The sequence below is a fragment of the Streptomyces yunnanensis genome, assembly GCF_029011865.1.
In the GTDB taxonomy this organism is placed as follows: Bacteria; Actinomycetota; Actinomycetes; order Streptomycetales; family Streptomycetaceae; genus Streptomyces; species Streptomyces yunnanensis.
The window spans coordinates 3,928,901-3,939,852 of record NZ_CP095749.1; the positions used below are offsets into that span (position 1 = coordinate 3,928,901).

Here is a 10,952-nt window from a genome sequence, read left to right on the forward strand (position 1 = left end):
CTCGTCATGGCTCAGCAAGCACTGCCGGTGCGCGAGGCCCGGCTGGGAAAACCGCTGGGAGCGGGCGGCACGGCCCGGACGGTGAACGCCGTCGCCCTCCTGCTACCGGGGTGCGGACCGACCGGGCTGCGCCGGCCGTCGCCGGTGCACGCGCTGACCGTGCGCCCGCTGGCCGCCCGGCTGGCGCGCGCCGGCCGCGCCGAGGGACTGACCGCCCATGTGGTGCACTACCGCTGCCGCGGCTGGAACGGCGCCGCCGCACACCCGGCGCGAGACGCCACCTGGGCGCTGGAGGAGGTGGTCCGGCGCTACGGCGACGTCCCGGTCGCGCTGGTGGGCACCGGCATGGGCGCCCGCGCCGCGCTGCACGCCGCCGGCCACCCGGCCGTCCACGCCGTGCTGGCCCTCGCGCCCTGGCTGCCCGACCCGCACCGGTTCGGCGCCGAGCCGGAACCCGTCAAGCAGTTGATCGGCCGTCAGGTCCTCCTGGTGCACGGCACCAACGACGAGCGCGTGGACCCCGACCTCTCCTACCGCTACGCCCAGCGCGCCAAGAAGATCAACCGCGACACCTGCCGCTTCGAGGTGCACTCCGACAGCCACTCCCTCCACCAGCACCGCGCCGAGGTGCACGCCCTGGCCACCGACTTCGTCCTCGGCGCCCTCTTCGCCCGCTCCTACGCCCGCCCCGTCAAGGACGCCCTGGCCGCTCCCCCGCCCCTGGGCCTGCGCATGCCCCTGGCATCGGGCTTCGGCGCGTCGCTGCGCCACTGACCGAACGGTCAACTCCGGTGCGGGGCCCGGACGTCGGCGGTACCTCCCTGGCAACCGAGAGCAACGGGGGGATTCGGCATGCCCATTGGGCCGCGCTACCGACGGGTGTCCGCACTGCAACGCCAGTTCTTCGACCGCGAGGCCGCCCTGACCGCCTACGACGAGGCCCTGCGGGGGCTGCGGCCGACCGGTTGAACCCGGTCCCGTGACCGGGTCACGACAGCAGGGCCCCCCGCCGGCTCAGGAGGAACTTCTTGAAGGCGGCCACCGGAGGGGTGTCCGTGCGGCCGTCGAGCCAGGCCACGCCGATCTCACGGACCGCCCGCGGGGCGGTGACGGTCAGTTCCGCGACGCCGGGCCGGGGCACCGCGGGCGGCGGGAGCAGTGCGACGCCGAGGCCGGCGGCGACCAGTCCGCGCAGCGTCTCGGCCTCCTCGCCCTCGAACGCCACCCGCGGGGTGAAGCCGGCCTCGGCGCACAGCGCGTCGGTGATCCGGCGGAGGCCGTAACCCGGTTCGAGGGTGACGAAGAGTTCCCCGGCGGCCTCCGCGAGGCGGATCCGCTTGCGGGCCGCCAGCGGGTGGTCGTCCGGGACGACCAGCCGGAGCTTCTGCTCGTCGAGGCGGCGCGCCACCAGGTCCGGGTAGTCCGGGACCGGCGAGGTCAGGCACAGGTCGAGGTCCCCGGCCCGGAGCCGTTCGATCATCGCCTCGCCGTAGTTCTGGACGAGTTGGAAGCGGATGCCGGGGTGGTCGGCGCGGAAGCTGCGGATCAGACCGGGGACGGTCTCCGAGCCGAGGGTGTGCAGGAAGCCGAAGGCGACCTTGCCGGCGGCCGGGTCGGCGTCGGCGCGGACGGCGTCGGTGGCCCGTTCCAGCTCGCCCAGGGCCCGCTCGGCCGCGGCGCGGAAGGCGCGCCCGGCCGGCGTGAGGGAGAGCGTGCGGCCGTGCCGGGTGAACAGGGCCACGCCGAGGTCGTCCTCCAGCCGGACCAGGGCACGGCTGAGGGTGGGCTGGGGCATGCCGAGTTCGTGGGCGGCGCGAGTGACGTGCTCGTGCCGGGCGACGGCGGCGAACTGGGCGAGCCGCGGGGCGAGCGCCAACGCCCAGGAGTCGGGCCCCAGCTCGACCGCCTCGGGCGCGGTCGGTGGGACCGGGCCGAGGCGTTCCGGAATGTCTTTTCTGTTGCGAGCTTGCAACAGAGACCCTTGTGAACTGCGATCATGTGCCACGGCATCGATTATGGCGTTTTGATGCATTGGACGCATGAGATGGAGTCCTTCTACCTTCGACGTATGCCTCCCGCTGATACCGGGGCGTCCGTCACCGACCGTGCGGCCGCCTCTCCCCAGTCGTCCACAGACTCCTCCTCTTCCGCCGCGCCGACCGACCCCGAGTCGGACAAGCTGCGTCCGGGCGGCCCCGGCTACCGCCGGATGAGCTTCGCCCTCTTCGCCGCCGGAGTGGCCACCTTCGCCCTCCTGTACTCCACGCAGGCACTGCTGCCGGCCATCTCCGCCGACCTCGACGTCGCCCCGGACCAGGCCAGTTGGACCGTCTCCGCGGCCACCTTCGGGCTGGCCCTCGGGGTGATCCCGCTCAGTGCGCTCTCCGAGCGGTTCGGCCGCCGCACGATGATGACGGCCTCCCTCACCGTCGCCGCGATGATCGCGCTGCTGGTGCCGTTCGCGCCCTCGCTCGGCACGCTGATCGCGCTGCGCGCCGTCCAGGGCGTCGCGCTGGCCGGGCTGCCCGCCTCGGCGATGGCCTTCCTGGCCGAGGAGGTACGCGCCAAGGCGCTGGTGGCCGCGATCGGCCTGTTCGTGGCCGGCAACAGCATCGGCGGGATGTCCGGGCGGATCCTCACCGGCTGGGTTGCCCAGGCGTGGGGCTGGCGGGTGGCGCTCGGCGCGGTGGGCGTGCTGGCCGTGGTGTGCGCGGTGGCGTTCCGGCTGCTGGTGCCCCGGGCCCGGCACTTCGTGCCGCGCGCGGTGGGCCCGCGGACGCTGGCCCGCACGCTCGGCGGCCACCTCGCCGACCCGCTGCTGCGCCGCCTCTACGCCATCGGCGCCCTGTTCATGACGGTCTTCGGCGCGGTCTACACGGTGATCGGCTACCGCCTGGTCTCCGAGCCGTTCAACCTGCCCCAGGGCATCGTCGGCTCGATCTTCGTGATCTACCTGGTCGGCACGGTCTCCTCGGCCGCGGCCGGCACACTGGTCGGCCGGATGGGCCGCCGCGGCGCGCTCTACCTCGCGGTCGGCACCACCGCCGCGGGCCTGCTGCTGACCCTGTCCTCCTCGATCGGCGCGGTGCTGGCGGGCCTGGTCCTGATCACCGCGGGCTTCTTCGCGGGCCACGCGGTCGCCTCGTCCTCGGTCAGCCGCACCGCCAAGACCGCCCGGGCCCAGGCGTCCGCCCTCTACCAGTGCGCGTACTACATCGGCAGCAGCCTGGGCGGCGCGCTCGGCGCCGCCGCGTTCCACGCCGCCGGCTGGTCGGGCACCGTCCTGCTCGGCCTGGCCGCGATGGCCGGCGCCGTCGGCATCACCCTCTACGCCACCCGCAAGGCGGTCGTCGAACGCCGCCTGCTGAGCCTGGCGAAGGCCGCGTAACCACCCACCCGATACGGCCCTCCGGGGCCCCGCGAACCGAAGGGCCCGCCCCGCCACCTGTCCTGGCGGGGCGGGCCCTTCGTCGTCCCATACGTCAGGCGCCGCGCGCGGCACCGACCGGCCACACCACATCGACCGGCAGCCCCGCACCACGCGCCTGCTCGACGGTGTCCGCGGTCCCGCCTCCCTTGCCCGAGGGCGGGGTGCCGTCCCACACCGCCACAAGTCGGTCGGCTCGCTTGAGCAGTTCGCCGTTGGCGGCCTCGTACGCCTGCCGATTGGCGGTGTCATAGGGCATGGTCACGACATCGGCGTTGGCGACGAGGCGATCGAAAGTCGGGGCGTGGTCGGGCTTGACCTTGACCTGGCGGTAGTCCCGCGAGGGGAGGACGACGACGAGGCGCCCACCGGCTTCGACGACGGCCTCGGCGAACAGCGTGTCGGCACCGCGGGCGAGGCAGGTGACGCCGACCAGCCCTTCTTGGGCGTATGCACGCAGAAGCTCCTGCATGGCTCCTTGCACGAGCGACACGGTGCTCGGGGTCAGGTCCATGTGCCCGGTCACGGCGATGGCGGTCATGACAGGTCCCTTTCAGGCGGCCAGCAGTGCACGGATCTGGTCCCGGGCTTCGCGGAGTGGCCCCGGAGCATCCCTGCCGACCGTATACGGATAGAGCCGGGACAGCTGGTTGCGGACGCGGGAGGGCTGGGTGAGCCCGGCGGCATCTCAGTCGTGAGTCGCGTATGGCGCCAAGGACGGTACGGATCCGCTCCAAGGCGTCGTGGAGCGAACTCAGGGCGCCGCTTTCGACTGTAGTGGGCCACCGTAGGCTGCCCGCATGATCCGTGCTGTGGCGTTCGATGTCGGCGAAACCCTGATCAGGGACGACCGCGGGTGGGGCGCATGGGCCGACTGGCTCGGCGTCGGCCGGCACACGCTGTCCGCTTTGGTCGGCGCGGTGGTGGCACGGGAACAGGACAACGCCGAGGCGCTTCGGCTCGTCCGGCCGGGTATTGACGTCGAGGCGGAGCGGGAGGCGATGGAGCGGGCCGGCCAGGGAGAGTTCCTGGACGAGACCGACCTGTACCCCGACGTCCGGTCGTCGCTCGCCGCGCTCCGCGACGCCGGGTTGCGCGTGGTCGTGGCAGGCAACCAGACGCGGCGGGCCGGCGATCTCCTGCGCGCCCTCGACCTGCCGGTGGACGCCGTGGCCGTGTCCGGGGAATGGGGAGTGGCCAAGCCGGACCCGGACTTCTTCGCCCGTACCGTGGAACTGGCCGGTGTCGAGGCGGGCGAAGTGCTGTACGTCGGCGATCACCCGCAGAACGACGTGATCCCGGCGCGCGCTGCCGGCCTGCGCACGGCCCACTTGCGCCGGGGGCCGTGGGGGCACCTGTGGGCGGACGGCGAGCAGACCTCAGCCGCGGACTGGCGGATCGGCACTCTTACCGAGTTGGTGGACGTGCTCGTGCCCCGGTGAGTCAACTCGACGGCCCCGCCTGCCGGGTACGGGCGGGGCCGCTTCCGAACCACCGGGGCTCGGCATCAAATCTGCGTGAGCTGAGCCGATTTCGACAGCGCGGCCCGGCCGACGCGATAACTCCTCAAAGCAGGGACTTCTCAATCGCCTCAAAAACGTCCGAGTCCGTATCCCGTTGCCACTCCGGAAGGTCCGACCAGTCGGCCACATATCCGGGCTTAGGGCTTTCGAAGTGCTTGTACATCTGCGCCGTCCAGCTAATGGCGATGAACCGGCCCTTCTGCTCGCGCGTGAGCCGCGCCGCATGCCCCTCGCTCACGTTCAGGAAATGACGGACCTGCTCATACACGGCACTCGCGGCCTGGCGTTCCCACTCTGGCGTGTCCTCCCAGGGCGTCACATAGCTCGTCTTCGCCTCGCCGGGGAAGTGTTCACGCACCCCCGCGATCCATGCCTCACGGAACACCCTCGCCCCATCTTGCTGCGACACTCTTACCCCTTTCTCAACGCCTTTTGCAGGACGTCGATTTCAGTGTTCAGTTCGACTACTCGGCGATCCCGCCCACACGTTCTCAGCTCGCCCTGTAGAGCCTGGAGCCTACGGGCGACATACCCCGAGTGCGATTGCTTGGCCAGGCGAAGAGCTTCGCCGCCGTACGTCACAACTTGCTCCGCATCACGGCGCTTCGCGCCAACCGCGGCAAGGTCCACGAGGACCGCACCGCGGCGCCGGAACGACTGGCCTCTAGACAACGGCTTCGATTCGAGGGCGCGCTTGAGCGTCTCCTCGGCAAGGTCCAGCGGCCCAAGTTGCACGTAGCGTGCCCCTCGTTCCTCGGCGAGTCGTGAGCCGTCGAATCGAAGCCACCCGCCGGGGTGAACCGGCGTAGTCAGGTCGGCTACACGCAGTGCTTCATCAAGAGCCTTCTCGCAGGCGCCGAGCTCTTGTAGTCCGGCATACACCTCGGCCTGCACCGAGGAAACCCAATGGCGGGTCGACAATGCACCGTCGCCACGCTTGGCAACCCGCTGGGCGACGTCCAGCGTTTCGACAGCCTCCGAGTAACGCCTCTCGTAGACATCGACGTAGGCGTGACGAACGAGTGCGCAAGCCCATAGGTCGAATGCCCGAGCGTGGCTGCTGGCCTTTGCGGCGAGGGTGTAGGACGTTGCAGCGTCGGTGTAGCGATTGCCGTCGAATGAGAGTTCTCCAGCAAGCTGGAACAGGTCGCCCGCGACTTCGTACAAGCCTCCCGCCCGGCTCGATTCCTTGAGTGCTTCATTGAGCGCAGCGAGTTGGTCCTTCACAACAGCGGTCACGGAGCTTTTGGAACGGGCCAGTTGATAGACCTGCCACAGATGACCGTTCATCAAGCTGAAGTCTTCAGCCGAGCCTCGGTCGGCGACCTCTGCTATCGCGTCGGCATCGTCGGGTGCCAGTGCCGTCAAGGACCCTGTCACCACCATCAGGCGTAGAAATTCACGTCGTATCATGTCGTCGATTTCCTCAGAACCGTGTCGGTCGCAAGGCGTCGACGCGGTGCACTCCGGGAAGTCTGCTTGTGGTGGAGTCAGCAATGCGTCGAGTTCGGCGAGGCTGAGTTGTAACGCCTCGGCCATTTTGGGCCGGTGAACCGCCTCAGGCGTTGTTTCTCCGCGGTCCCAGCGACCGACCGTTGTGCGGTCGACGCCGATTACGGTGGCAAGGCGCTCCTGACTGTAACCCATGGCTTTTCGACGTTCGGCGAGGCCCACTCCAGCCTCCTTCCCTGCTTGGCCAGGGTCTTACCCATGTGGCGCATCCGTGCATCGGAGGTGCATCAAGAGTGCCGCACAGATGCCGTGGCCCGCAGCGATTGGCGGCGGTTGGCTATGAGTGTTCGCCGGGCCTGCTCCCGCGCCCCGTCGCCCGGCGCATCCCCGACGGGACCGGAAAACCAGCAGAGCACCAAGTAGGAGTCTCCATGGGTGTCATGACCCCAGCGGTGTACCGGGCAGGTCCACGATGACGGAACCGACACGCTACTCAGCGAAACCGGTTGAACTGCCCATCGACGGGTGGCTGTACGAGGCTCGTCCGGTGCCCGGGTGCCGTGTTTGCGCAGCACTGAGCAACGATCGGGACAGAGCCCTGGAAGCACGGAACAACAGGAAGCTGTTCGAGGTCGGCCGGGAAATCCGTAGCCACCCGCACGAGCAGGGGAAGCGCAGCGATGGGTGGAGGAGCCTGTGACGCACAGCGCGCCCGACGGCCGCATGGCCGGCACCGTCGGGAACGACGTGATCACCGTCCACGAACTCGTCTGGGCCGGTGAGGACCAGCGGCCCAAGTGCGGCGACGGCGGCCCGGATGACGAGGTAGTCGAGTGGCTTCGGCCCGTGAACTGCATCGATTGTCTCGGCGAGTGATCAGCTGACCCGCTGTCTCCCGACGGCTGAGTAAGCGCCGGGCGCTCCCCGAAGTGCGACCTAAGAAAGCCCCCTATCTGCATGCCCCTTGGCAGTACGGGGTGAGGAACGCGAGAGCCGCCCAGGACCGGACGCCGCCCAGGCGGCCCACCTAACCCGCCGCGGCGCGAGCCCTGACGTCCGGGGAGCACATGAAGCCCCCGTCCCGGCCGGCGATTCCTTGGCCGGACATCCGGCCGGGACGGGTCCGGGCCTCCTCAGGAGGCCCTGCCAGTGCACGCCGACGCGGGGACGGACCTCGCGTCGCTCACGCACCAGGAGGTGCAGCATGCGATATCGGTTCGATCTGGTCAAGGCCGGTGGCGGTGATGAGGACGACGGCCAGGACGGCAATCCCAGCGGCGGTTGCGGCGAAGGCGACGGATGCGGGCGCCAGTAACGCAGTAGGCGCTTGGCGCCGGTGAGACAGGGCGGCCCTCGATCGCTCGATCCGGGGCCGCCCCCATCTGGAGGATCCCTTGAACGTTCATCACCACGGATACACCTGGGCTGGATCAGGCTCGGAGTACGGCACCGATTCGCTTCGACGGCCCGGCAACCCCCAGTTCGCTGCCGCGTCAGTGGTCCCGCTGGAACCGGCCAACTGGCTGCTCAAGAACGCCTCGTTCGCGAAGGGGACGTTCCATGACGCCGACGAGTCGGCCGCCTGGTTCGGGAAACAGATCGCCGACTACGCCGACCGTTTCGACGGATTCCACGCGAAGGACCCCGAGACCCTCCAGGCCCAGGTCAACAGCGCGCGGGAGACGGTGGACCAGGGCCGCGATGTCGTCGGAGGCTGGTGGATCAACGGGGGAACCACCTTCTATGCCGTGCATCTGATCGCCTGCCCGAACTTCTTCAGGCCGGAGCACCCGTGCCCGAAACGGCTGCGTTGACTAACGGATGCGTTTACTGCCGCCCCCGGACCGTCACGGGAGGCTCCGCCTCATACCGGACCGCCGGCGCCCCGTGAGCTGAAGGGCCCCTCCCGCCTGTCCTGGTGGGGCGGGCCCCTTCATCGTTCGTCAGTCGACCGGAAAGGTTCCCGTGTCGAGGGTGAGGCCGAAGGGCGCCGGCAGCGTCAGCTCATCGCCGAACTTCACGGTCTGAAGCACCTGGTACGCGTCGTCCGTCGGCTCGCCATAGAGCGTGATGACCGGCCCGGCGGGTGCCCAGAGGTCGAACAGGAGGTACAGCGGAACTCCTGCGGAGGCGTACCCGACGCGCTTGTCGACCCGGCCATGGCGCGCGGAGGTCTTCGAGGTGATCTCGACGGCTAGTTCGGCCGCGGCGGCGGGAACGAAGTACCCAGCGCCGCAGAGCGTGGCGCTGGGCATCACCGCGAGGTTGGGGACGTAGACGCCGTGGCGGGCGGGGACGGCGACGGCGAGTTTCTGGTAAATACCCCGGTCTTCCGGAATAACCGCGTACAACGCCCTGCTGAGGTCGGCGGCGATCAGATTCTGGCGGGCGTCGCGTGGCGGGGCGACGGTGACAACGCCGTCCACGATCTCCACTGTGCAGCCGGGCGGGGCGTCGATGTCCTCCCAGATCCGGACGAGGGCAGCCCACTCACGCCCGGCCACTGGGTAGTGGTCGATGGTGAGTTCTTTCACGGCGGGCTCCTCTCAGCGGGACGCGGCTGATTGCACCACGGGGAAGGAGGGCCGCGCCGGTTCGCGACCCCCCGTTCGCCCATACGAGTCCACCCGGTGGCGGGGGGTGGGTGGCGGGGGGTGGGTGGCGGGGGTGGGTGGCGGGGGTGGGTGGCGGGGGTGCCGCGCCCCCCAGGGCAACGGCACCCCCGCAGCGTCAGCCGATCCGTTCCAGCACCACCGGCCGTGCCGCGAACGGGGCGTCCGACGGGCCGATCTCCACCCCGCCGTCGAGGGCCGCGAGGGCGTAGTCGAACTTCTCGGGGGTGTCGGTGTGCAGGGTGAGCAGCGGCTGGCCGGCGGTGACCTGGTCGCCGGGCTTGGCGTGGAGTTCGATGCCGGCGCCGGCCTGCACCGGGTCCTCCTTGCGGGCCCGGCCGGCGCCCAGGCGCCAGGCGGCGAGGCCGACGGCGTAGGCGTCGAGGGAAGTCAGCACACCAGAGGCGGAGGCGGTGACGGTGTGCTGCTCGCGGGCCACCGGGAGCGCGGCGTCCGGGTCGCCGCCCTGGGCGGTGATCATGCGGCGCCAGTGGTCCATGGCGGAGCCGTCGGCCAGGGCCTTGGCCGGGTCGGCGTCCGGCAGGCCGGCCGCGTCGAGCATCTCGCGGGCGAGGGCGAGGGTGAGGTCGATGACGTCCTGAGGGCCGCCGCCGGCCAACACCTCGACGGATTCGCGGACTTCGAGGGCGTTGCCGGCGGTGCGGCCGAGCGGGGTGGCCATGTCGGTGAGCAGGGCGACCGTGCGCACGCCGTGGTCGGTGCCCAACCCGACCATGGTGGAGGCCAGTTCGCGGGCGTCGTCGAGGTTCTTCATGAAGGCGCCGGAGCCGACCTTGACGTCCAGGACCAGCGAGCCGGTGCCCTCGGCGATCTTCTTGGACATGATGGAGGAGGCGATCAGCGGGATCGACTCGACGGTGCCGGTGACGTCGCGGAGGGCGTAGAGCTTCTTGTCGGCGGGGGCGAGGCCGTCGCCGGCGGCGCAGATGACCGAGCCGACGGTGCGCAGGACGTCGAGCATCTCGGCGTTGGTGAGGTGGGCGCGCCAGCCGGGGATGGATTCGAGCTTGTCGAGGGTGCCGCCGGTGTGGCCCAGGCCGCGGCCGGAGAGCTGCGGGACGGCGGCGCCGCAGGCGGCGACCAGCGGGGCGAGCGGCAGGGTGATCTTGTCGCCGACACCGCCGGTGGAGTGCTTGTCGGCGGTGGGGCGGGCGAGCGAGGAGAAGTCCATCCGCTCGCCGGAGGCGATCATGGCGGCGGTCCAGCGGGCGATCTCCTGACGGTTCATGCCGTTGAGGAAGATGGCCATGGCGAGGGACGACATCTGTTCGTGGGCGACCTCGCCGCGGGTGTACGCGTCGATGACCCAGTCGATCTGTTCCGGGGTCAGCTCACCGCGGTCGCGCTTGGTACGGATGACGGAGATGGCGTCCATGGACGGGTTCCTTTCGAACGGGTAGGTCCCGTTCTACACGCATAGACGCCACGCTCGCCAGGGCGGGCGGCGGGCGGCGGCACCCGCCGCCCGCGGGGCCCCGCCCGCCGTCATTCCGTCAGGTGTCCCGGGCCGAAGGCGTCCGGGAGCAGTTCCGACAGGGGGCGGATGCCGGCCCGGGTGTCGACCAGCAGCTCGGGCCCGCCGTGCTCGTAGAGGAGCTGCCGGCAGCGACCGCACGGGACGAGCAGTTCGCCCTTGCCGTCGACGCAGGTGAACGCGGTCAGCCGGCCGCCGCCGCCGGCGAACAGGGCGGAGACCAGGCCGCATTCGGCGCACAGCGCCAGGCCGTAGGAGGCGTTCTCGACGTTGCAGCCGGTGACCGTGCGGCCGTCGTCCACCAGGGCGGCGGCGCCGACGGGGTAGCCGGAATAAGGGGCGTAGGCCCGGGACATCGCGTCCCGGGCCTGCGTCCGCAGTGCGGTCCAGTCGACCGGCACTTCGTGCGTCATACGTGCTGTCTTCCTTCGTGTCTTCCTTCG

General features: G+C 70.5%; 12 protein-coding genes. 5 read left to right on the top strand and 7 right to left on the bottom strand.

Going from position 1 to position 10,952, the window contains the following annotated elements; all coding sequences use genetic code 11:
* Positions 1-6 precede the first annotated feature (6 nt).
* On the top strand, positions 7-774 hold the full coding sequence (locus tag MOV08_RS16775) for an alpha/beta hydrolase (RefSeq protein ID WP_275307904.1): 768 nt from the start codon (positions 7-9) through the stop codon (positions 772-774).
* A gap of 214 nt (positions 775-988) precedes the next feature.
* Here the strand turns inward: MOV08_RS16775 and MOV08_RS16780 are convergent, their stop codons facing one another.
* Positions 989-1,972 (bottom strand): LysR family transcriptional regulator, encoded by a 984-nt coding sequence (locus tag MOV08_RS16780; protein WP_420834174.1) that lies wholly within the window; start codon positions 1,970-1,972, stop codon positions 989-991.
* A gap of 96 nt (positions 1,973-2,068) precedes the next feature.
* On the opposite strand from MOV08_RS16780, the gene MOV08_RS16785 reads away from it, so the two are divergent.
* Positions 2,069-3,388, top strand: coding sequence for an MFS transporter (locus tag MOV08_RS16785; RefSeq protein WP_275307905.1), 1,320 nt, complete (start codon positions 2,069-2,071; stop codon positions 3,386-3,388).
* Between the two features lie 94 nt (positions 3,389-3,482).
* On the opposite strand, the gene MOV08_RS16790 is transcribed toward MOV08_RS16785, so the two are convergent.
* The gene (locus MOV08_RS16790) at positions 3,483-3,968 is read right to left on the bottom strand and encodes a hypothetical protein (RefSeq protein WP_275307906.1); all 486 of its coding nucleotides are present in this window, start codon (positions 3,966-3,968) and stop codon (positions 3,483-3,485) included.
* Between the two features lie 259 nt (positions 3,969-4,227).
* Between MOV08_RS16790 and MOV08_RS16795 the strand changes: the two genes are divergently transcribed.
* Positions 4,228-4,869 carry an HAD family hydrolase gene (locus MOV08_RS16795; RefSeq protein ID WP_039633401.1) on the top strand — a complete coding sequence of 214 codons (642 nt, stop codon included), beginning with the start codon at positions 4,228-4,230 and terminating at the stop codon, positions 4,867-4,869.
* 124 nt (positions 4,870-4,993) lie between these two features.
* On the opposite strand, the gene MOV08_RS16800 is transcribed toward MOV08_RS16795, so the two are convergent.
* Both MOV08_RS16800 and MOV08_RS16805 read right to left on the bottom strand, forming a co-directional pair.
* Positions 4,994-5,359 (bottom strand): hypothetical protein, encoded by a 366-nt coding sequence (locus tag MOV08_RS16800; RefSeq protein WP_039633403.1) that lies wholly within the window; start codon positions 5,357-5,359, stop codon positions 4,994-4,996.
* 2 nt (positions 5,360-5,361) lie between these two features.
* Positions 5,362-6,624: a helix-turn-helix transcriptional regulator gene (locus MOV08_RS16805; RefSeq protein ID WP_275307907.1), complete on the bottom strand. Its 1,263-nt coding sequence runs from the start codon at positions 6,622-6,624 to the stop codon at positions 5,362-5,364.
* Positions 6,625-7,098: 474 nt separating this feature from the next.
* Between MOV08_RS16805 and MOV08_RS16810 the strand changes: the two genes are divergently transcribed.
* Both MOV08_RS16810 and MOV08_RS16815 read left to right on the top strand, forming a co-directional pair.
* Complete coding sequence (locus tag MOV08_RS16810; RefSeq protein WP_275307908.1) at positions 7,099-7,278, top strand: hypothetical protein; 180 nt, start codon at positions 7,099-7,101, stop codon at positions 7,276-7,278.
* 518 nt (positions 7,279-7,796) lie between these two features.
* Positions 7,797-8,216, top strand: a complete 420-nt coding sequence (locus MOV08_RS16815) for a hypothetical protein (RefSeq protein WP_239010059.1) — start codon at positions 7,797-7,799, stop codon at positions 8,214-8,216.
* A gap of 129 nt (positions 8,217-8,345) precedes the next feature.
* Here MOV08_RS16815 and MOV08_RS16820 read toward each other — a convergent pair whose 3' ends face one another.
* From MOV08_RS16820 to MOV08_RS16830, 3 genes are all read right to left on the bottom strand, one after another.
* Positions 8,346-8,936, bottom strand: coding sequence for a Uma2 family endonuclease (locus MOV08_RS16820; RefSeq protein ID WP_039633410.1), 591 nt, complete (start codon positions 8,934-8,936; stop codon positions 8,346-8,348).
* A 196-nt stretch (positions 8,937-9,132) separates the two neighbouring features.
* The gene (locus MOV08_RS16825; RefSeq protein ID WP_275307909.1) at positions 9,133-10,410 is read right to left on the bottom strand and encodes a thymidine phosphorylase; all 1,278 of its coding nucleotides are present in this window, start codon (positions 10,408-10,410) and stop codon (positions 9,133-9,135) included.
* A gap of 110 nt (positions 10,411-10,520) precedes the next feature.
* Positions 10,521-10,922 carry a cytidine deaminase gene (locus tag MOV08_RS16830; protein WP_039633414.1) on the bottom strand — a complete coding sequence of 134 codons (402 nt, stop codon included), beginning with the start codon at positions 10,920-10,922 and terminating at the stop codon, positions 10,521-10,523.
* Positions 10,923-10,952 lie beyond the last annotated feature (30 nt).

Bases quoted from the DNA above. Each gene is read 5' to 3' on its own strand.
- MOV08_RS16775 (WP_275307904.1), top strand. From the start codon at position 7: ATGGCTCAGCAAGCACTGCCGGTGCGCGAGGCCCGGCTGGGAAAACCG.
- MOV08_RS16785 (WP_275307905.1), top strand. From the start codon at position 2,069: ATGCCTCCCGCTGATACCGGGGCGTCCGTCACCGACCGTGCGGCCGCC.
- MOV08_RS16790 (WP_275307906.1), bottom strand. From the start codon at position 3,968: ATGACCGCCATCGCCGTGACCGGGCACATGGACCTGACCCCGAGCACC.
- MOV08_RS16795 (WP_039633401.1), top strand. From the start codon at position 4,228: ATGATCCGTGCTGTGGCGTTCGATGTCGGCGAAACCCTGATCAGGGAC.
- MOV08_RS16825 (WP_275307909.1), bottom strand. From the start codon at position 10,410: ATGGACGCCATCTCCGTCATCCGTACCAAGCGCGACCGCGGTGAGCTG.
- MOV08_RS16830 (WP_039633414.1), bottom strand. From the start codon at position 10,922: ATGACGCACGAAGTGCCGGTCGACTGGACCGCACTGCGGACGCAGGCC.